The sequence below is a fragment of the Subdoligranulum sp. APC924/74 genome (assembly GCF_003324125.1).
GTDB classification, from domain to species: domain Bacteria; phylum Bacillota; class Clostridia; order Oscillospirales; family Ruminococcaceae; genus Gemmiger; species Gemmiger qucibialis.
Map to the genome: position 1 here is coordinate 1 of NZ_PSQF01000019.1, position 19,555 is coordinate 19,555.

Here is a 19,555-nt window from a genome sequence, read left to right on the forward strand (position 1 = left end):
GTATTATCTGCGCTTTTGGCTTAGCATCTGCCGCACCTCGCTCGCCGTATCGGCACTTAGAATTATGCGGTATTGCCTGTATCTTAAAAATCAAGGTCTTCCATTGCGGCGGTAAAATCTTCATCGCTTTCCGCCTGGCGGGCTTCCCAATCCTGGGTGTTCCAGATCTCCGCAAAGTTGCGGTTGCCGATCACGCTCACATCGTGGTCCAGGTTGGCGTATTCCCGCAGTTTTGCGGGCAGCTGAATGCGGCCCTGCTTATCCGGTGTTACTTCCACCGCAGAGGAATACAGCATACGGCTGACATTGCGGCCCTTTACCATACCTTTTTCGGCAATGCGCTGGGCCACTTTTTCAAACTCCTCCGGCGGGAACGCGGCAAGGCAATGGTCCAGCCAGCGGGTCACGATAAAGGTTTCGCCCATTCCATCCCGGAACTTTGCGGGGAAATTCAGACGGCCCTTTGCGTCCACTGCGTAGTCATACTGACCCATGAACATTGTCGAACCCGCCCCCTTCCCGGTTGGAACTGTCGCTTTTTTAGCGTTTCAGCGGAATTTCGCGGTTAACAACCCTGTGGAATGTGTGGATAACTCACCACTTTAACCCTAAACTGTCCACTTTTACCCACTGGAACACTTATATAGTACCAAATCGCGGGGCAAAAAGCAAGCCCACAGCGCCAAAAAGCGCTGCGGGCCATAAAGTTTTCACAAATGCTGTCTTATTTGTTGTTTGCGGGGCAGGAACCGTGCAGATTTCTTTCACAAAGCCCGCACAGGGGACCGATTTTACAGATTCGGTTTCTGTGGGCCATGGGGGCCGCGGCTGGCCAGGTTGCGCAGGTTCATGCGGGTATTTTTGATATCCGCCACACTGCGGGCCAGAACTTCCTCCGAGTTTTTGAGGATATTCTCACAATAAGCCGCGGAGGCATTGTTGATCTTTTTCGCCTGTGCCTGTGCGGCGTTCACCAGCTCCACGGCCATCTTCTGTGCGCGCTTGGTGATCTCTTTGTCCGATACCAGTACCCGTGCGCGTTCCTCTGCCTGCTTAATGATGTTATCCGCATCGGTCTGGGCGTTCTTTAAAATCTGCTCGCGGTCTGCCACAATCTTTTTGCTGTCGCGCAGTTCATCGGGCAGGTTATTGCGCACCTCATCCACGATATCGCGGCAGCGGTCCACATCTACCACACGCTTGGCGGCGGCAAACGGCACAGCGGTACCCTCCTCCAGCGTTTCCTCCAGCATATCCAGCAGTTCCTCAACATTCATAGCTGTTCCTCTTTCTCATAGCGGCTTACCAAAATCTTGCCGTACTTATATTGTTTTGCCAAAACAAGCCCCTCAACCTGTTCCGGCAGCTCGGCGTCCAGTTCTGTTTCACACAGCACCACACCGCCAGGGGCCATGTGCGCTGCCAGCTGCGGCAGTGCTTTGGCTACCGTGCCGTGGTGGTACGGCGGGTCCAGCAGGGCAAGATCAAACTCTTCCTGCGTGGTGGCCAAAAAGTGGAACGCATCATCCGGGATGACCCGGCTCTGCGCAAACACGCCCGCCGTTTTGCAGTTGGCCAGCACGATCTGGATCGCCTCGCGGGAAGCATCCAGGAAAACACAGCGCTTGGCCCCGCGGGATAATGCCTCAATGCCAAGCTGGCCGCTGCCTGCAAACAAGTCCAGCACGCGCGCGCCGGGCACAGAGAACTGTACACTGGAGAACATTGCCTCCTTTACGCGGTTAATGGTGGGGCGGGTAACATCCTCCCCCGGTAGCGCAGCAAGGTTTTTGCCGCGGGCTGTACCTGCAATCACACGCATCATGTTAGGCCGCCTGCCTTTCATTTGTTATATGGCAGCCACCCATCCCGCTGGGAAGCTCAAGCCAGAGCACTCCTATTCGGGATAAACAGTTGCACTTATACATTATGGATGGTTCAAATCCGCTTGTCAAGGGAGTTTACCGTCATTCATTCTTATTTTACAACCCAGCCTGCAATCCAGCCGGGTTTTCCCCTCTCCTGCCGTTGCCGGCGTTGAGTTTACTGGCGCAGAGCATTATAAATGTTCTCCGCCTTGGCGTGGCTGATGCCCTTGACCTCTTCCAGGTCCGAAATAGACGCCTGCTTGACTGCCGTTACGGTTTTGAAATGTGCCAGCAGTGCCGCGCTGGTCTTGGGGCCAACGCCGGGCAGCTCTGTCAGGGTTGCCGCATAGGACTTTTTGTGCATCATCCGCTTGCGGTAATCGTTGGCATAGCGGTGGGTTTCATCCTGGATATTGGTCACAAAGGTAAAGATATTGCGGTGCCGGTTGATGGCGATTTCCCCGCCCGCATCATCCACAATGGCGCGGGTGCGGTGGTGGTCATCCTTAACCATGCCAAAGGTGGGCACATGTTCCAGTGCCGTGCCGCGCAGTGCCTGTTTAACGGCGCTCACCTGCCCGCGGCCGCCATCGATCAGCAGCAGATCCGGCATGGTGGCAAACTGGTTGGTTTCATTATCCGGCTTTTCGCCGCGCCGTGCCGCCTCGTACTCCGCAGCCCGGCGGGAAAGCGTTTCCGCCATAGAGGCATAGTCGTCTGTGCCGGCAACGGTGCGCATCTTAAAGCGGCGGTAGCCGGCGCGGTAAGGCTTGCCATCCTTGAACACCACCATACCGCACACGCTGGAGCCATCGCCCCAGTTGGAAATATCATAGCTTTCAATCACCCTCGGCGGGGTTTTCAGGCCCAGCACCTGGGCGGCTTCTTCCAGCAGCTTTTCCTCGCGGGTATAGCGGCCGCTCTCGCGCCCCAGGCGCTCCACAGCGTTGGTGTAGGCCATTGTTACCAGCTTGGCCACATCGCCGCGCTGGGGCACATACAGCTCCACCTTGCTGCCGCGTGCTTCGTTCAGCGCCTGGTTCAGCGCTTCGGCGTCCGGCGGCAGGGTATCCACCGCAATGGTTTTGGGGATCGTCTCGCCATCCAGATAATACTGGGGCAGGAATTCCTCCCGCACGGCTTCAATATCGGTCGTATCATGAAAGACGAACTCCCGCTTATCGGTCAGGCGGCCATCCCGGTAGCGCAGCACCGCTGCGCATACCGCGCGGGTGGTGCCCGCCAGCGCGATGACGTCCATCTCTGTCCCGGCATCCATAACCACCTTCTGGCCCGCCGCCACGCGGTCAATGGCCGCGATCTGATCCCGCAGCAGGGCGGCTGTTTCAAAATCCAGCCGGTCAGACGCCGCCTGCATCTTCTCTTTCAGCTGCTTGACGATATCTTTTTTGCCGTACCGGATCATGCGCAGAGCCCCCTGCACGGCCTCATTGTAAGCTTCGCAGGTGATTTTGCCGCTGCACACAGCCATGCACTTGCCGATATGGGCATTCAGGCAGGGGCGGCCCTTGCCGATATCACGCGGGAACTCTTTATTGCAGCGGGGCAGCAAAAAGCAGTTCTGGGCAGTTTCCACCATCTCCCGCACCGCAAAAGCCGAGGTGAACGGGCCGATATAATCGGCGTTCTCATCGTCCTTTTGCAGGGCAGCAGAAATACGCGGCCAGGGGCCGTGGGTGATCTTTACATAGCTGTAGCCCTTATCATCTTTGAGCAAGATATTATACTTTGGCGTATGGGCCTTAATCTGGCTGGCTTCCAGCACCAGGGCCTCAAATTCGCTTTGGCAGACGATGACATCGAACGCAAATGCGTGGTTGATCATTTGGGTGACCTTCGCGTCATGGGGCACGCCCTCGCGGAAATACTGTGAAACACGGATGCGCAGGCGCTTGGCTTTGCCAATATAGATGATGGTATCCGTTTTATCGCGGATGATATACACCCCCGGCAGCAGCGGGAGCATACAGGCTTTTTTGTAGAGTTCTTGTTTTGTCATGGTTTTTGAATAAGGGTGGTGAGTGATTTTTTGTCTGCGCGGCATGGCCGCGCAGACAAAAAAAGGCGGGTGACCAGTCACCCGCCGCAAAACAAAAGATCTGATTATTCAGAGAAGCCAGAGTTGACCAGCTTGACCAGACCATCCACAGCAGCCTGTTCATCGGTGCCGTCAGCAATGATACGGATGGTGGTGCCGCCAACGATGCCGAGGCTCAGAACACCCAGCAGGGACTTAGCGTTGACGCGGCGCTCTTCCTTTTCGACCCAAATGGAAGACTTATACTCGTTTGCCTTCTGGATGAAGAAGGTGGCCGGACGAGCGTGCAGACCTACCTGATTCTCAACGGTAACTTCTTTAACGTACATAATTATTCTCTCCTACTTATATGAAAAGATACGCCCAAGTTCTCTACCGCGGGCTCCTTTCAGGCGGTATTGCACAATCAGTGCCGCCTTGATTGTTTATATTTTATCCCATTTGTTCGACTTTGTACAGTGTAAATTTGCAATTTTGGCAGGATTCCGCATTTGGCACAAATCGCGCCGGGCCTGCTTGTGCAACTTTACCAGTTTATTTTCAACCGGATTGTAGATAGACTACAAAACCTGTACGAAAAACCGACAGAATACCGCAGGTTCAGCCTTAATCCTGGGGCTGATAGCGCATAACAAACTCTTTGCAGGGCTTGCAGAACGCTACATCCACCCCCGGCTGGTACATGTTCCGCACACCATCCGGCAGGTAGCCCATGCGCCGGTAAAGGCCGATGGCCGCCGTGTTTACATCCAGCACGGCCAGCCAGGGCCGGGCGTGCTCCGCAAGTTTTTTGCGCGCAAAATCCAGCAGCTTTGTGCCAATGCCGCTGCCGCGGGCGGACTGTGTGACAAACAGGTGGCCGATCTCCCCCGTTTTATGGCAGACACCCACCATGCCGTCCGGCGTATCCGAAGTGGTGTGCAGGTAGAATGCCCAGCCCGCCTTGCGCTCTTCTTCCAGGCGCTGGCGCATGGCTTCCGGCGTATATTCTGCAAGGCCTGCTTCGGTGCACACATCCCGGCAGACGGTGCGGCAGCCTTCGGCAAACAGTTTTGCGGCGGCATCCAGCTGGGCATCCGTCTTGATCAGCTGGGCACGCTCGGTACGCTTCCAGCGCGGGATTTGGGTGATCGGGTGGGTGGCGCACCACTGGTCATACAGGTCCGGGCGGCGCTGGCGGGTGCGTTCCCGGCTCTGGCGGCCGCGCCAGGCGTCAATTTTATTGTGGTCCCCAGTCAGCAGCACCGGCGGGATGGCCTGGCCCTCCCACACTTCCGGGCGGGTAAACTGGGGGTATTCCAGCAGGCCGTCCCAGTAGCTTTCATCCTGGTAGCCTTTTTCCTCAGCCAGAACGCCGGGCTGCAGGCGCAACACACTGTCTGCCACCACCAGGCTGGCCAGCTCGCCGCCGGTCAGCACATAGTCGCCGATGGAAATTTCCTCATCGCCAAAGGTATCGATCACGCGCTGGTCAATGCCCTCATAGTGGCCGCACACCAGCGCAAGGCTTTCATAGCTGGAAAGCCGGCGGGCGGTCTCCTCGTTATAGGGCTGCCCGGCGGCGGTCAAAAACACCACATGGGGCTTGGCGCGGCCCTGCTGGGCGCACTGGTCTGCCACAGCGCGCAGGCAATCTGCAATGGGCTGAGCATACAGCACCATGCCGCAGCCGCCGCCATAGGGGTAATCGTCCGTCTGGCGCTGTTTGTTTTTGGTATAATCCCGGATCTGGTGGCAGTGCGCTTCAAACAGGTTTTTGGCGCGGGCACGGCCCAGGATGCTGGTGCTCAAAAAGCCATCGCACAGTTCCGGGAACAGGGTGACAATATCAATGCGCATCAATTACTCCTCATCGCCGTTGACCGGCTCATCAAACATGCCCGCAATGGGGCGCATTTTTACTGTGCGGGCCGCAATATCCACATCCACCACAAACTCCGGCACGGCAGGGATCCAGTGCTCTTCCCCCGCTGCATCGCGCACAATATAGATATCCTGTACGCCGGGGTGGTCCACCTTTGCAACGATGCCAAGGGTGCGGCCATCGTCCGCATGCAGCACAGTGCAGCCGATCAGATCATCAATAAAATAGCGGCCCTCCGGCAGTTTGGCATCCGCCTTGGCAAAATAGTAGGTTTTGCCCACCTGGGCGCGGGCGGCATCCATATCCTCCACCCCGGCCAGCTTGACCAGCAGCATATTGCCCTGGGCGCGCACCCCGCGCAGCGCAACTTCGCCGCTGCCGTTTGCGGCAGCGTACAGGCGCTTGAACTTGGCCAGGAACTGTGCGCCGTCGCACAGCGACAGGGCTTTCATTTCGCCGCGGACACCGTGGGTGGAAACAATTTTGCAGGCGGGCAGATAGTTTTGCATAGGGGGAACCTCCTAGAATAAATCACACAAAAGCGGCGGCAAATAAAAAGCACCCTGCGCGCAAAGCGGCAGAGTGCTGGGTGGCAAAAATCAGCCGATTTCCACCACGACTTTTTCGTTCTGGCGGACGGCGGCGGCACGCATGACAACACGGATTGCCTTGGCAATGCGGCCCTGTTTGCCAATCACGCGGCCCATGTCGCCTTCTGCCACCGTGAGATGGTACACAACCGTGCCGTCCTCACGCGCGGGGTCAACCGTTACCTGCACCGCGTCCTTATCTTCCACAAGGCCACGGGCAACGGCAATCAGCAGTTCCTGCATGTGGCGTTCCTCCGTTTAATTACAGGATGTTCTCTTTCTTCAGCAGAACACGAACAGTATCGGTAGCCTGAGCGCCGTTGGCCAGCCACTGCTTAGCCTTGTCGGCGTCGATCTTGACAACGCTGGGCTCCTTGGTCGGATCGTAGTAGCCGATCTCTTCGATGAAGCGGCCGTCACGAGCAAAGCGGCTGTCAGCAACAACAATGCGGTAGAAAGGAGCTTTCTTGGCGCCGATGCGGCGCAGACGAATCTTAACCATGGTAAATATCCTCCAAAATTTTGTTTTTACGGCCCCGTGGTTTTCCCTCGTGGGCTTGCAATTTATATATCACCCTGGGGCCAGAGAGGCTTACGGGTCATATCAAATTCATAACAGGCTGCTCAGCGCAGGCCTCTCATTCCGCCAAGGCCGCGCATAAAGCCCTTGGGGTTGCGCTTGACCTTTTTCATCATCTTCTGCATGGCTTCAAACTGGCGCAGCAGCTTGTTCACGTCCTCAACCGTCTGGCCGCTGCCCGCCGCAATGCGGCGCTTGCGCTTGGGGTTGATGATGGAAGGATGCGCACGCTCTTCCGGCGTCATGGAGTAGATGATGGCTTCAATATGGGGCAGCGCCTTTTCATCGATCTGGTCCATCTGTTCGGAGCTGATCTGGTTGGCGCCGGGCATCATGGCCAACAGCGCGGATGCACCGCCCATCTTGCGGATCTGGGCGAACTGGGTCAGCATATCGTTCATATCGAACTTGTTGGCCATCATTCGCTTGGCGGCTTCTTCAGCTTCCTTGTCATTCTGCAAGGTCTGGGCCTTTTCGATCAGGCTCAGCACATCGCCCATGCCAAGGATACGGCTGGACATGCGCGCCGGGTAAAACGGCTCCAGCGCATCCAGCTTCTCGCCGGTGCCCTGGAAGTAGATCGGCTTGCCGGTAACGGCCAGAACCGAAAGCGCCGCACCGCCGCGGGTGTCACCGTCCGTCTTGGTCAGGACCACGCCGCTGATGCCAACCTTTTCGTTAAAGGTCTTGGCAACGTTGACGGCTTCCTGACCGGACATGGCGTCCACAACCAGCAGGGTCTCATCCACCTCAACAGCCTGCTTGATGCGCACCAGCTCGTCCATCAGCTGGTCGTCGATCTGCAAACGGCCTGCGGTATCAATGATAACGATATCATAGCCGTGGTCTTTGGCGTACTCAACTGCCTGCTTGGCAATCTTTTCCGGCTTTTCGGTGCCCATCTCATAGACGGGAACGCCTGCCTGCTCGCCTACAATGCGCAGCTGGTCAATTGCTGCGGGGCGGTAGATATCACAGGCTACCAGCAGTGGGCGGCGGCCCTGAGCCTTATAAAAGCGGCCCAGCTTTGCCGCATGGGTGGTTTTACCGTTACCCTGCAGGCCGCACATCATCATAACGGTCTGGCCCTTATTTTTGATGTGCAGGGTCTGGGGTTCCTCGCCGCCCATCAGCTTGGTCAGTTCCTCGTTGACGATCTTGACAACCTGCTGGGCGGGGGTCAGGCTTTCCATCACTTCCTGGCCCATGGCGCGCTCCGAAACCTGCGCGCAGAAATCCTTTGCGACTTTGTAGTTGACGTCCGCTTCAAGCAGCGCCATGCGGACTTCCCGCATCGCAGCCTTGATATCCGCTTCACTCAGCTTGCCTTTGCCGCGCAGTTTTTTGAAAACGCCGTTCAGACGCTCGCTTAAAGATTCAAATGCCATCGGGCAGTTCCTCCTGCGTATCAAGGCGGTGAATAATGGTCAGCATCTCCTCGGTAGCCCGCTGAACGCGGGTATCCGGTTCAAACAACCCAGTATTGCACACGCGCACCTCGCTGACAAGCTCTTCCAGCCGGGCAAGATCTGCCCGAATGGCTTCGGTCCGGCGGGCAGTGCCCAACTTTTCCTCCATCTCCATCAGGGTCGCTTCGCCATGCTTGATGGCATCCCGTACTCCCTGGCGGGTTATGCCATAATTTTCGGCAATTTCGGCCAGCGAAAGGTCATCGTTATAATATTCTGTCAGAATATTGCGCTGTTTTTCCGTCAGGACCATGCCGTAATAATCCAGCAGGATGGAAAACCCAAGGTCCTTACCTGCTTTGGCTGCCACGGCCGTGCCCCCTTTGTGTTGTCTGTTTCTCTGACTGCTGTAAAGTGTTTTTTCTTTACAGCTTTTGAATTATAACACTCTAAAGTCATACTGTCAAGGCCCAAAGGTGCGGTATCCGGCTGTTTTTTGCGTTTTTTTCAGCTTTTTGTGCCCACCCAGCATTTTTGCCGTAAAAACTGCGGCAAAATATGTTTTTTTCATGTACAAAGCCGCGCCGGATATGCTATAATATGTTGTATATTGGGTGAAATTTACAGAACGGGGCGGATTTTACGGACTGCGTGTTCTCCCCTGCCTGATTTTTGCAAGGAGGTCTGCCAGGCTATGGCAATATTGCAGAGCTATTATCAGGACGTGTACCGTTCCCCGGTGGTGCGGCTTTCGGGGTATTCCGGGCGGCACGAACTTGCTTCCAGCATATTGGCATATCTGGATTTCGGCGGCGCTACCGGCACCTGCAAGGACGGCGTGGCCGAAACCATGCTGGCTTTTGCCACCGAGCGCGGCACATTGCAGCCCGGTATGCCGGTGGTGGAAGCCAGTTCCGGCAGTTTTGGCGCTGCCCTTGCGGTAAGCTGTGCCACCACAGGCCACCCCTGCATTCTGGTGGTGCCCAGCAGCCTGCCGCTTTCCCGCAGGCAGCATCTGCAAAACCTGGGGGCGCGCATTGTGGTATGCGGCAGCGGCGGCCGCCGTGCGCTGGAACAGGTTGCCAAGGACACCGCCGCCCGCTATAACGGTTACTTTACCAACTACTTTGCCAATGATGATAACCCCGAATACCACCGCCGCGTGACCGGCCCCCAGATTTTAAAAGCCGCCGGGGATGCGATCGATGCTGTGGTGATCGGCGTAGGCAGCGGCGGCACCATTACCGGCGTGGCGGAATACCTGAAAGCCTGGAACAGCATGATCCGCATTGTGGCCGTGGAGCCCAGCGAATGCGCCGCCATTTCCGGCGGGTTCATTGGCCACCACAGCATTGCGGGCATCGGGCCCGGTTTTGTGCCGGAAAACTATAACCCCTATGTAGTGGATACCGTGCTGACGGTCTCCTCGGCCGATGCCGAGCGCGCCGCACGGGAGGTGCTGTTCTATGACGGCATCCCCGCCTGTTCCAGCGCCGGCGCAACCCTGTGTGCTGCCACCCAGCTGATGGGCACCGGCAAGTGTAACCGCCCTCTGTGCATTTTTGCCGGACGCCGCACCTACGAATGATTCAAATAGACCAGGCCGCACGGCTGCCGCCATTAAAGAATGGCGCAGGCTGTGCGGCCTGTTTTGTTCTATGTACGTTGTGAGAGGCTAGTGGGTACTGATAAACCAAAAGAGCGCTGAACCTTAAACGATTCAGCGCTCTTTTGGTTGGTGCGGAAGATGGGACTTGAACCCACACGTCATAGACACACGCACCTCAAACGTGCCTGTCTGCCGATTCCAGCACTTCCGCATAAGGCAATGCCTTGGCATTGCAAAAAGTATTTTAGCATACCCGCCGCAAAAAAGCAAGGGCTTTTTGGGCTTTTCTTCAAATTATTAACCACTGTGCCTTCTCGCGCGAAAATTGTTCGTTATACAGCATCTTTTACCCCATTTTCCCGCATTGCAGCAAAAAACTTCAATTTTTTTCAAAATAGGGCTTGCATTTTTGCTCAGGCTCTGATATACTAATCAAGCACTGTTAAGGCAGGCGCACAAATGAATATGGGAGCTTTCCCGAGTGGCCAATGGGGACAGACTGTAAATCTGCTGCTTAATGCTTCGGTGGTTCGAATCCACCAGCTCCCACCAAAAGAGATCCGCAACTGAGGTTGCGGGTCTTTTTTTGTGCTGGAACTGGTAGGGTTCGAACAGGTCGGCCGCCCGAAGGCGGCAAGCAACAGTCCTGCGGACTGTTGCTTAGACCGCGGCTTGGCGAATCCACCAGCTCCCGCCAAAGTGTTGAACGTTAAAACGTATATTTAATCGTCTAGTTCTTTTTTCCCGCACTTTTGACCGCATTTATTACAAAACCCATATCAAAGCGCCCCTCTGTTCCTATCACAGAGAGGCGCTTTTCTTCATTTCAATTTTATCAGGTTGCCTCCCGGCGGGCAAAGTAGGAGCCTACTGCGGTGATCTGCTTGGGCAGGTCAGGGCGGTAGAGGGGGGAATCCGGGTAAAAGCTGTTGATCACAACACCATTATCCCCTGCTCGCGCGGTGGAATGAATGTACTCTCCATTGCCAAGATAGAGCGCCACATGGCCGGGGAAATACACCAGATCTCCCACGCGCATATCCGAAACATGGGCCGGATGGATGGGGTAGCCCTCTTTCAGCTCGGAATCCCGCCAGATGGAAATACCGCACAGCAGGTATGCCATGCTGCACAGGCCGGAGCAATCAATGCCCGCCGGGGTTTTGCCGCCCCAGCGGTAGGGCGTGCCAAGGTAGCGCTTGGCTGCCTGGGCAATGGCTGCACGCAGCTTTTCCTGGTCCTGCTCGCAGGGCTGGGTGTACAGCGGGGCCAGCGCGTCCGCACGCAGGTAACCGGTGCGGCCATCCGGCAGCGTTACGGCCTGCCAGCCGTCTTCCGGCCCCCCCTGCACGGCCACGCGGGCGCCCAAGGGCAGGCCAGCAGCCACGCAGGCCCCCTGCACACGGGGTTCCGCCAGCACATCAGCCCAGCGGGCTATGACCACCATCTGCGGCTGAACCAGCCATTCTTCCGCCTTGGGGCCAGTCAGCAAAGCATCCTGTGCTACCCAGCCGGTATAGCCGTAAAAGGTGCGTACCGGTACCATGTGCTGTTCGGCTTCGCCGGCAATTTTCACCGGCATGCCCAGCAAAAGCTCATCCACCAAACGGGATTGCTGCGGGTTCTGCGCCCAGAGGGCCGGGTTTGTGGTAAGCGGCGCTATGGCCACATTGATTACTGCCTGCATTGTTATTTCCTCACTGTGTTATCTCAGTCCCAGTTTTCGCCCGCGCGGTGGCAGGCAACCATACGGCCATCCCATTCCCGCAGCTCCGGAACCTCGGTGCGGCAGCGCTCCGTTGCGTAAGGGCAGCGGGTATGGAAGCAGCAGCCGGACGGCAGGTTGACCGGGCTGGGCACTTCGCCCATCAGCACACGGCGGTGCTGGTTGCGGCGGTGTGGATCCGCCTGCGGGATGGCATCCATCAAAAAGGCGGTATAGGGGTGCATGGGGCGGCTGTAGAGCTCTTCCTTGGTAGCAACCTCGCACACATGGCCCAGGAACATTACGCAGACGCGGTCCGCAATAAAGTTGATGACAGAAAGATCATGCCCGATGAAGAGATAGGTCAGGCCGTACTGCTTTTGCAGGTCCTTGAGCAGGTTCAACACCTGGCTCTGCACCGAAACATCCAATGCGGAGACCGGTTCATCGCAGACGATCAGGTCCGGCTGCAGCGCAATGGCGCGGGCAATGCCGATGCGCTGGCGCTGGCCGCCGCTGAACTGGTGCGGGTAACGGTTCAAAAACTCTGCCGGTACACCAACAGCCTGCATCAATTCCAGCACGCGGTGGGTGGTTTCGGCTTTGGTTTTGCATACATGATAGGTTTCCAGCGGTTCGGCAATGATATCCCGCACCTTCATGCGCGGGTCAAGGCTGGCATACGGGTCCTGGAAGACCATCTGCATCCGGCGGCGCAGGGGGGCAAATTCCTTATCCTTCATGGCGGTGATGTTCTGCCCCTCAAAGGTCACGCTGCCCCTGGTTGCGGGCAGCATGCGGATCAGGGTGCGTCCCAGGGTGCTTTTGCCGCAGCCGCTCTCCCCCACCAGGGCCAGCGTTTCGCCGCGGTACAGGGTCAGATCCACATTGGTCAGGGCATGGACGGCCTGGTCTTTTTTGCTGGTTTCAAAGTTTTTATAAATACCTTTTGCCTGCAAAAGAACTTCGTGTTTTACCTCGCTCATTGATGTTCCTCCTCACAGCGGAAGCAGCGCACCTGATGATCCGGTGCAACGGGATGCAGCTGCGCTTTTTCCGTGCGGCATTGGTCGGTGGCATATTCGCAGCGGTTGCTGAACGGGCAGCCCTGCGACAGGTGCAGCAGGTTGGGCACCACACCGGGGATGGTGTGCAGCCGCTCGGCGTTCTGGCCAATGCGCGGGATGGAATCCAGCAGGCCCTTGGTATAGGGATGCATGGTATGGTCAAACAGCTCAAAGGTTTCGGCCTGTTCCATGATCTTGCCTGCGTACATGACATACACATAGTCACAGATTTCCGCCACAACGCCCATGTTATGGGTGATGATCAGCACGCTCATGCCGGTTTCGTCCCGCAGCTCCTTCATCAGGCGCAGGATCTGGGCTTCAATTGTCACATCCAGTGCGGTGGTGGGCTCATCGGCAATCAGCAGCTTGGGCTTGCATACCATGGCCATGGCAATCATCACGCGCTGGCGCAGGCCGCCGGAAAGCTCGTGCGGGTAGCAGTCATAGCGCTTTTCCGCTTCGGGGATGCCAACACGCTGGAACATTTCCACCACGCGCTGCTTGGCTTCCGCCTTGCTCATGGTCGGGTTATGCACCAGCAGCGTTTCGCGCACCTGGCGGCCCACCTTGAGCACCGGGTTCAGGCTGGTCATCGGCTCCTGAAAGATCATCGAAATATCATTGCCGCAGATCTTGCGCAGCTCTTTATCCGAAAGTCTGGTCAGGTCCTGATCTTCAAACCGGATGCTGCCGCCCGCCACGCGGCCGGGGTATTTCAGCAGGCCCATAATGGATTTGGCGGTCATGCTTTTTCCGCAGCCGCTCTCCCCCACCAGACCGATGATCTTGCCCTTGGGAATATCCAGGTCCAGGCCATCCACCGCCGGGGCCACGCCTTTTTCGGTAAAGAAATAGGAGTTCAGGCCGCGGATTTCCAGAACATTATTATTATTTTCCATCTTTTACTTCTCCCCCGCCGTTACTGGTTCTTCATGTAGGGGTCCAGCACATCGCGCAGACCGTCACCCAAAAAGTTGAACGCCAGCACCACGATCATAATGGCAATGCAGGGTGCCAAGGCCAACCAGGGCTGGGTGAACAAAAACTGCTTGGACTGGTTGACCATCAGGCCCCAGGATGCTGCCGGGGGCTGTGCGCCGATGCCCAAAAAGCTCAGCGAGCTTTCAGACAGAATGGCAGAGGGAACATTCAGGGTAAACAGAACGATCAATGAGGGAATGCAGTTGGGCAGGATATGCTTGAGCATGATTTTGCCGTTGCTGACGCCGATCGAACGGGCAGCCTCAACATATTCGCTCTCCTTCAGGCTCAGGGTCTGGCTGCGCACCACGCGGGCCACACTGGCCCAGCTGGTGAGGGAAAGCGCGATAAACAGGTTGACGGTGGACTGGCCCAGGGTGTACATAACCACCATGGCCAGCAGCAGGGACGGGATGGACAGCATGATATCCGCCAGGCGCATGATGACATAATCCACCCAGCCGCCAAAGTAACCAGCCAGCAGGCCAAAGAAGATGCCCACCACCAGCGAAATGATGCTGGGCAGAATACCGATGGTAAGCGAGAGGCGCGAACCATACAGAATACGGGAGAACACATCGCGGCCCAGTTCATCCGTGCCAAACCAGTGGGCAGCGCTGGGGCCCTGCAAACGGCTGATCAGGTCCTGCTCAGCCTCACCATAGGGGGCCAGAACGGGAGCAAAAATAGCTATCAGGATGACAACCAGAATCAGCACAGCCGAAAAGGCGGCCAGCTTGTTCTGGCGGCACATGCGCAGCAGCTGCTCTTTCAGGCCGTCCTCTTCGCCGATCTGGCTTTCCAATTCCTGCGGCTGGGCATTTTTCAACATTTCGTCTGCCATGGCTTATGCCTCCTTTCTGATGCGCGGGTCCAGCACAGAATACAGCAGGTCCGCAATCAGGTTGCCTGCAATGACCAGCACGGTGGTAAACAGCACGGTCCCCTGCAGCACCGGCATATCACGGTTCTGGATTGCTGTGGTGGCAAGGCGGCCGATGCCGGGAATGGCAAAAATGCTCTCGGTGATAACTGCGCCGGACAGCATGCCGGAAAACTGCAATGCCATCATGGTAATGACCGGCAGCATGGAGTTTTTGAGCGCATGGCCCAGAATAACCGCCTGCTTGCGCAGGCCTTTGGCACGGGCGGTATCAATATAATCCGCCTGCATCACTTCCAGCAGGCTGGAGCGCGTCATACGGGCAATGCTGCCTGCGCTGTTCCAGCCCAGGGCAATGGCGGGCAGAATCATGGAAAGGAAGGTACCATCCAGCGTAAGCGGGAATGCCTTGATTTTGAAGGCAAACAGGTATTGCAGCAGCAGCGCCACCATGAAAATAGGCATGGAAACGCCAGCCAGCGAAACGCCCATGAACAGGTGGTCCACAAGGCTGTTCTGCCTGATGGCTGCTATAATACCGGTGCCAAGGCCCAGCACCCAGGCGAACAGCGCCGCCAGCAGGGCCAGTTCCAGCGTGTAGGGGAACGCCTCTATGATCATATCGGTAACAGCGCGGTTATATTTATAACTGATGCCCAGGTCCCCATGAATCGCCCCGGCCAGATAGTCAAAGAACTGCACGATCACCGGCTTATCCAGCCCCATCACTTCAGTCAGGCGGTCAATGGTGGCCTGGTCCACATGTTCACCCAGCAGCATAGCCGCCGCATTGCCGGGAACAATGCGCAGCATGATGAAGATGAGCAGTACCACGCCGATCAGCACCGGAATGGTGCCCAAAATGCGCTTTATCACGCTTTTCACACGGAGTCACTCCCCTTTTGTCCCTCACAGCCGCTGTTTCCAAACTGCCAATCGGTTAAAACCATGCTCTGTGCAGGTGAATATCATTTTCCCCGCAGGCGTTGCTTCGGCACAGCGCTTTTATAAAAAGCGCTAAGGCAATACCGCATAATTCTAAGTGCCGATACGGCGAGCGAGGTGCGGCAGATGCCAAGCCAAAAGCGCAGATAATACTGGAAGTCTTATCGAGCATTTTGGCAACGCAGATGCCGTGCCGCAGCTGCCGGAGCGGTGCTTAAGCCGCTAGGCGGGAATTGTGCGGTGTTGCCTTAAGTTTTCAGGTTCGTGGGCGCACAATGTGCGCCCCTACGGTTCCTGCCAGGCAGAATACAGTTTTACCTTATGGACAGTCTGTTTGAGCGACTGTATATTTTTACACTTTTATGCTGTAAAATATACAAGCATTAAAATTATAACATAAAAAATGCAGGCTGCAACCTGTGGTCGCAGCCTGCATTGCATTATTTGTAACTTTTTTTGTCCAAAAATTACTTCAAGGTAACGTTGATATACTGGGTATCGTTATAACCGGCCCAGTGCGGGGTGAAGGAGGCGATCCGGTCGCCCTTAACAAACAGGTGGGAACGGCTGAACATGGGTACCCATGCAGCGTCCTCTTCCACGATCTGCTTTTCCAGCGCGGCGTACTCGGTCAGGCGTTCGGTGTCGTCCACAATGCCGCGGGCGGCAGCAACACGGCTCATAGCGTCGGTGTTAAAGTAGTTCAGGCTGCGCACATTGCTCTTTTCGGGGGTACCGAAGAACGTGTAAATGAAGTTATCCGGGTCATTATAGTCGGCCGTCCAGGAGCTGACAAAGCTGACCATATCGCCGCTCTTGCGCAGATCCAGCCAGCTGGCGGGGTCATAGCTCTTGATCTCGGCGTTAATCCCGATCTGCTGCAGGTACTGCTGCACGATCTGGATGACCAGCAGAGTGGAATCGCTGCTGGAGTTATCGGCAGCAATCTCCATGGTAAAGCCATCCGCGTAACCGGCTTCGGCCAGCAGGCTCTTGGCCTGTTCGGGGTCGTACTTCAACCAACCCTCGTTGTCCTCGGTGTAGCCGATCAGGCCTTTGGGGTAAATGCCGTCCACCAGGTTGCCATCGCCGTTATACACGGTATCCAGGATGGTCTGGCGGTCAATGGCCATCTGGATGGCCTTGCGGACCTTGACATCGTTCAGCGGCTCCACATTCTCGTTCAGAGCCATGTAGGTGGTGCCCAGACGGTTGGAGGTTACGATATCATCGGCATACTGGGTCTTGTAGGTAGAGTTGACAACTGCAGCGTCAATGTAATCGCAGTCCAGGATATCCAGCTCACCGTTCTGGAACATCATGCTCATGGTGGAAGAATCCGGCACGATGGAAATTTCCACATGCTGCACGCTGGGCTTTTCGCCCCAGTAGTTGGGGTTGGCATCCAGCACAATGCTGCTGTCGCGGGTCCAGCTGGTGACCACATACGGGCCAGAGCCGATGGTCTTGGAGCAGTCCATACCAAACTGGTCGCCTGCTTCCTCCACGTTCTTCTCGCTCATGATGGAGCAGGAAGCGGTTGCCAGCTCATACAGGAAACCGGCAAACGGATCCGACAGGGTAACGGTAAAGTGGGTGTCATCAATCACCTGAATGCCTTCCAGGTCGGTGGCGGTGCCATCCATCACAGCTTCCGCACCGGCAATGGCAGAGGCATAATCCGTCTGCACGCTGTCCGGCAGGGCCAGCATACGGGTAAAGGTATACTTGACATCGTTGGCGGTCAGCGGGGTGCCGTCAGAGAACGTAACACCGCTGCGCAGGGTGAAATCATAGGTCAGGCCGTCGTCCGAAACGGTGTAGTCTTCCACCAGGCTCTTCTCCAGCTCAGTGGAGCCGTCCGCATTGGTTTTGATCTCAAACAGGCGGTCAAAGATATTCAGCGGCACCATGTAGTCGTTGTTGGTCTTGTGCACATCCATCGTCTGGATATCGGTGTTCATGGCAACGTGCAGCGAACCATCTGCTGCAGCCCCGGTGGAAGCGGCAGCTTCGGTGGAAGATGCCCCGGTATCGGAGGATGTATCAGCGGAGGAAGCCGCTGGGGTGGTGGATGCGGAGCTGCCGCAGGCAGCCAGCATGCTGGCCAGCAGTGCAGTGCTCAGTGCAACGCAGGCAAATTTTTTCATAATTCTTTCCCTCTCTTAATTGGCGCAGCCATTCTGCCGCGCCCCTGATTGTTTTGGGGCTGAGTCCCCGGCCCCAGGCGGTTAAAACGCACAATGTTACCGCCTGAACCCGCAAAAGTGCAAAAAAGGGCAGCTGTATTGGTAGCTGCCCCTTTGCATCTCATGTTGGTTATAATACCACAAATCCTATCAGATTGCAAGCGCAAATTCTGCTGGCCGTGGTGCCCCAACCCGGAACAGCTTAAACATTGTTCGGGTTGTTTTTCAGGATAACGTCATGGCTGCCGCCTTCCACAATGGAGGTGGAAGAAACGACCGTCAGGCGGGCTTTCTGCTGCAGTTCCGGGATGGACAGCGCACCACAGTTGCACATGGTGGAACGCACCTTGTACAGCGTGGTCTGCACGCCATCGGCCAGCGGGCCGGCATACGGAACGTAAGAATCAACGCCCTCCTCAAAGCTCAGCTTCTGGGCACCGCCAAGGTCATAGCGCTGCCAGTTGCGGGCACGGTTGGAACCTTCGCCCCAGTATTCCTTCACATAGTTGCCGCCAACGCGCAGCTTGTTCGTGGGGGATTCATCAAAGCGGGCAAAGTAACGGCCCAGCATAACAAAGTCAGCGCCCATTGCCAATGCCAGGGTGATGTGGTAGTCATGCACAATGCCGCCATCGGAGCAGATGGGGATATAGATGCCGGTCTGTTCATAGTATTCATCGCGGGCTTTGGCAACCTCGATAACGGCGGTTGCCTGGCCGCGGCCAATGCCCTTGGTTTCGCGGGTGATGCAGATGGAGCCGCCGCCAATGCCGATCTTGACAAAGTCTGCACCGGCTTTTGCCAGGAACAGGAAGCCCTCGCGGTCCACCACGTTGCCTGCACCGACCTTTACCTTGTCGCCGTAATGCTCACGGATCCAGGCGATGGTACGGGACTGCCATTCGCTGTAACCTTCGGAAGAGTCGATGCAGAGCACATCCACGCCGGCATCCACCAGGGCGGGCACGCGCTCGGCATAGTCGCGGGTATTGATGCCGGCGCCGACAACATAGCTCTTGTTGGCATCCAGCAGCTCATTGGCATGTTCCTTGTGGGAATCATAATCTTTGCGGAAAACCATATACTGCAGGTTGCCCTGCTCGTCTACCAGCGGCAGAGAGTTGATCTTGTTATCCCAGATGATATCGTTGCAGTCATGCAGGCTGGTGTTGGCCGGTGCGGTAACCAGCTTGTCCAGCGGGGTCATGAACTCAGTCACTTTCAGATCGGTGCTCATGCGGGACAGGCGGTAGTCACGGGATGCCACAATGCCCAGCAGCTTGCCGTGGGGGGTGCCGTCAGCCGTGATGGCAACGGTGGAATGGCCGGTACGGGTTTTCAGGTCCAACACATCAGCCAGGGTAGCCTCCGGCGGCAGGTTGGAATCAGAGGTAACAAAGCCCTTTTTGTAAGCCTTGACACGGCGAACCATATCAGCCTCGGACTGAACGGACTGGGAGCCGTAAATGAAAGAAACGCCGCCCTGCTTGGCAAGGGCAATGGCGAGCTTCTCACCGGAAACGGACTGCATGATAGCCGAAACCATGGGGATGTTCATGGTCAGGGGGCAGGCTTCTTCGCCCTTGCGGTACTTGACCAGCGGGGTTTTGAGGCTGACAGCCGTGGGGATGCACTCCGAAGAGGAATAGCCGGGGACGAGCAGATACTCGCCGAAGGTACGGGACGGTTCACTAAAATAATACGCCATTTCGCAATTCTCCTTTACCCTTTTCGTTGCCTGATTTGCTTATTGGTTATTGTACCACATTCGCGTACAATATGCAAAATTTGTTGTATTAAATC

Annotated in this window: 19 protein-coding genes and 2 tRNA genes; 2 read left to right on the plus strand and 19 right to left on the minus strand. The window is 56.5% G+C overall.

The genetic code is table 11. The features are described 5' to 3' along the window. Positions 1 to 83: 83 nt before the first annotated feature. From mraZ to ylxM, 11 genes are all read right to left on the minus strand, one after another. The gene (mraZ, locus tag C4885_RS06850) at positions 84 to 500 is read right to left on the minus strand and encodes a division/cell wall cluster transcriptional repressor MraZ (protein ID WP_113999628.1); all 417 of its coding nucleotides are present in this window, start codon (positions 498 to 500) and stop codon (positions 84 to 86) included. 291 nt (positions 501 to 791) lie between these two features. Further along, entirely contained in the window at positions 792 to 1,277 is a 486-nt protein-coding gene (locus tag C4885_RS06855; RefSeq protein WP_113999629.1) for an ATPase, read from the minus strand. After that, on the minus strand, positions 1,274 to 1,822 hold the full coding sequence (gene rsmD, locus C4885_RS06860) for a 16S rRNA (guanine(966)-N(2))-methyltransferase RsmD (protein ID WP_113999661.1): 549 nt from the start codon (positions 1,820 to 1,822) through the stop codon (positions 1,274 to 1,276). The genes C4885_RS06855 and rsmD overlap by 4 nt, the downstream gene beginning before the upstream one ends. Positions 1,823 to 2,043: 221 nt before the next feature. Beyond that, positions 2,044 to 3,888: an excinuclease ABC subunit UvrC gene (gene uvrC / locus C4885_RS06865; RefSeq protein WP_113999662.1), complete on the minus strand. Its 1,845-nt coding sequence runs from the start codon at positions 3,886 to 3,888 to the stop codon at positions 2,044 to 2,046. A 104-nt stretch (positions 3,889 to 3,992) separates the two neighbouring features. Then, the gene (locus C4885_RS06870; RefSeq protein WP_113999630.1) at positions 3,993 to 4,256 is read right to left on the minus strand and encodes an HPr family phosphocarrier protein; all 264 of its coding nucleotides are present in this window, start codon (positions 4,254 to 4,256) and stop codon (positions 3,993 to 3,995) included. Positions 4,257 to 4,533: 277 nt separating this feature from the next. Beyond that, positions 4,534 to 5,766 carry a tRNA (guanosine(37)-N1)-methyltransferase TrmD gene (gene trmD, locus C4885_RS06875; RefSeq protein WP_113999631.1) on the minus strand — a complete coding sequence of 411 codons (1,233 nt, stop codon included), beginning with the start codon at positions 5,764 to 5,766 and terminating at the stop codon, positions 4,534 to 4,536. Between the two features lie 3 nt (positions 5,767 to 5,769). Further along, positions 5,770 to 6,300 carry a ribosome maturation factor RimM gene (gene rimM / locus C4885_RS06880; RefSeq protein WP_113999632.1) on the minus strand — a complete coding sequence of 177 codons (531 nt, stop codon included), beginning with the start codon at positions 6,298 to 6,300 and terminating at the stop codon, positions 5,770 to 5,772. 90 nt (positions 6,301 to 6,390) lie between these two features. Continuing rightward, positions 6,391 to 6,624: a KH domain-containing protein gene (locus tag C4885_RS06885; protein ID WP_113999633.1), complete on the minus strand. Its 234-nt coding sequence runs from the start codon at positions 6,622 to 6,624 to the stop codon at positions 6,391 to 6,393. Between the two features lie 19 nt (positions 6,625 to 6,643). After that, complete coding sequence (gene rpsP / locus C4885_RS06890; protein ID WP_113999634.1) at positions 6,644 to 6,883, minus strand: 30S ribosomal protein S16; 240 nt, start codon at positions 6,881 to 6,883, stop codon at positions 6,644 to 6,646. 122 nt (positions 6,884 to 7,005) lie between these two features. Further along, the gene (gene ffh, locus C4885_RS06895) at positions 7,006 to 8,349 is read right to left on the minus strand and encodes a signal recognition particle protein (protein ID WP_113999635.1); all 1,344 of its coding nucleotides are present in this window, start codon (positions 8,347 to 8,349) and stop codon (positions 7,006 to 7,008) included. Beyond that, a complete protein-coding gene (ylxM, locus tag C4885_RS06900; RefSeq protein ID WP_256359660.1) occupies positions 8,339 to 8,740 on the minus strand; it encodes a YlxM family DNA-binding protein in 402 nt (133 codons plus the stop codon). The genes ffh and ylxM overlap by 11 nt, the downstream gene beginning before the upstream one ends. 324 nt (positions 8,741 to 9,064) lie before the next feature. Between ylxM and C4885_RS06905 the strand changes: the two genes are divergently transcribed. Then, positions 9,065 to 9,958 carry a PLP-dependent cysteine synthase family protein gene (locus C4885_RS06905; protein ID WP_113999636.1) on the plus strand — a complete coding sequence of 298 codons (894 nt, stop codon included), beginning with the start codon at positions 9,065 to 9,067 and terminating at the stop codon, positions 9,956 to 9,958. Positions 9,959 to 10,106: 148 nt separating this feature from the next. Here C4885_RS06905 and C4885_RS06910 read toward each other — a convergent pair. Beyond that, positions 10,107 to 10,190 (minus strand) — tRNA-Leu (locus C4885_RS06910). Positions 10,191 to 10,446: 256 nt separating this feature from the next. Between C4885_RS06910 and C4885_RS06915 the strand changes: the two genes are divergently transcribed. Then, positions 10,447 to 10,531, plus strand: a tRNA-Tyr gene (locus C4885_RS06915). A 283-nt stretch (positions 10,532 to 10,814) separates the two neighbouring features. Here the strand turns inward: C4885_RS06915 and C4885_RS06920 are convergent. The 7 genes from C4885_RS06920 to C4885_RS06950 form a co-directional block, all read right to left on the minus strand. Continuing rightward, positions 10,815 to 11,666, minus strand: coding sequence for an SH3 domain-containing C40 family peptidase (locus C4885_RS06920; protein ID WP_113999637.1), 852 nt, complete (start codon positions 11,664 to 11,666; stop codon positions 10,815 to 10,817). A gap of 23 nt (positions 11,667 to 11,689) precedes the next feature. Then, positions 11,690 to 12,670 carry an ABC transporter ATP-binding protein gene (locus tag C4885_RS06925; protein ID WP_113999638.1) on the minus strand — a complete coding sequence of 327 codons (981 nt, stop codon included), beginning with the start codon at positions 12,668 to 12,670 and terminating at the stop codon, positions 11,690 to 11,692. Further along, on the minus strand, positions 12,667 to 13,653 hold the full coding sequence (locus tag C4885_RS06930; RefSeq protein WP_113999639.1) for an ABC transporter ATP-binding protein: 987 nt from the start codon (positions 13,651 to 13,653) through the stop codon (positions 12,667 to 12,669). The genes C4885_RS06925 and C4885_RS06930 overlap by 4 nt, the downstream gene beginning before the upstream one ends. A gap of 20 nt (positions 13,654 to 13,673) precedes the next feature. Continuing rightward, positions 13,674 to 14,579, minus strand: coding sequence for an ABC transporter permease (locus tag C4885_RS06935; RefSeq protein ID WP_113999640.1), 906 nt, complete (start codon positions 14,577 to 14,579; stop codon positions 13,674 to 13,676). Between the two features lie 3 nt (positions 14,580 to 14,582). Further along, a complete protein-coding gene (locus C4885_RS06940; RefSeq protein ID WP_242979502.1) occupies positions 14,583 to 15,503 on the minus strand; it encodes an ABC transporter permease in 921 nt (306 codons plus the stop codon). 527 nt (positions 15,504 to 16,030) lie between these two features. Continuing rightward, on the minus strand, positions 16,031 to 17,713 hold the full coding sequence (locus C4885_RS06945) for an ABC transporter substrate-binding protein (protein ID WP_113999641.1): 1,683 nt from the start codon (positions 17,711 to 17,713) through the stop codon (positions 16,031 to 16,033). Positions 17,714 to 17,954: 241 nt separating this feature from the next. Continuing rightward, positions 17,955 to 19,460, minus strand: coding sequence for an IMP dehydrogenase (locus tag C4885_RS06950; protein ID WP_113999642.1), 1,506 nt, complete (start codon positions 19,458 to 19,460; stop codon positions 17,955 to 17,957). Positions 19,461 to 19,555 lie beyond the last annotated feature (95 nt).

Coding starts and splice junctions, on each gene's coding strand:
- C4885_RS06905 (WP_113999636.1), top strand. CDS start 9,065: ATGGCAATATTGCAGAGCTATTATCAGGACGTGTACCGTTCCCCGGTG.
- ffh (WP_113999635.1), bottom strand. CDS start 8,349: ATGGCATTTGAATCTTTAAGCGAGCGTCTGAACGGCGTTTTCAAAAAA.
- C4885_RS06930 (WP_113999639.1), bottom strand. CDS start 13,653: ATGGAAAATAATAATAATGTTCTGGAAATCCGCGGCCTGAACTCCTAT.
- trmD (WP_113999631.1), bottom strand. CDS start 5,766: ATGCGCATTGATATTGTCACCCTGTTCCCGGAACTGTGCGATGGCTTT.
- C4885_RS06945 (WP_113999641.1), bottom strand. CDS start 17,713: ATGAAAAAATTTGCCTGCGTTGCACTGAGCACTGCACTGCTGGCCAGC.
- C4885_RS06935 (WP_113999640.1), bottom strand. CDS start 14,579: ATGGCAGACGAAATGTTGAAAAATGCCCAGCCGCAGGAATTGGAAAGC.
- C4885_RS06870 (WP_113999630.1), bottom strand. CDS start 4,256: ATGTACGTTAAAGAAGTTACCGTTGAGAATCAGGTAGGTCTGCACGCT.
- rimM (WP_113999632.1), bottom strand. CDS start 6,300: ATGCAAAACTATCTGCCCGCCTGCAAAATTGTTTCCACCCACGGTGTC.
- mraZ (WP_113999628.1), bottom strand. CDS start 500: ATGTTCATGGGTCAGTATGACTACGCAGTGGACGCAAAGGGCCGTCTG.
- C4885_RS06950 (WP_113999642.1), bottom strand. CDS start 19,460: ATGGCGTATTATTTTAGTGAACCGTCCCGTACCTTCGGCGAGTATCTG.
- uvrC (WP_113999662.1), bottom strand. CDS start 3,888: ATGACAAAACAAGAACTCTACAAAAAAGCCTGTATGCTCCCGCTGCTG.
- C4885_RS06925 (WP_113999638.1), bottom strand. CDS start 12,670: ATGAGCGAGGTAAAACACGAAGTTCTTTTGCAGGCAAAAGGTATTTAT.
- C4885_RS06920 (WP_113999637.1), bottom strand. CDS start 11,666: ATGCAGGCAGTAATCAATGTGGCCATAGCGCCGCTTACCACAAACCCG.
- C4885_RS06855 (WP_113999629.1), bottom strand. CDS start 1,277: ATGAATGTTGAGGAACTGCTGGATATGCTGGAGGAAACGCTGGAGGAG.
- rsmD (WP_113999661.1), bottom strand. CDS start 1,822: ATGCGTGTGATTGCAGGTACAGCCCGCGGCAAAAACCTTGCTGCGCTA.
- C4885_RS06885 (WP_113999633.1), bottom strand. CDS start 6,624: ATGCAGGAACTGCTGATTGCCGTTGCCCGTGGCCTTGTGGAAGATAAG.
- rpsP (WP_113999634.1), bottom strand. CDS start 6,883: ATGGTTAAGATTCGTCTGCGCCGCATCGGCGCCAAGAAAGCTCCTTTC.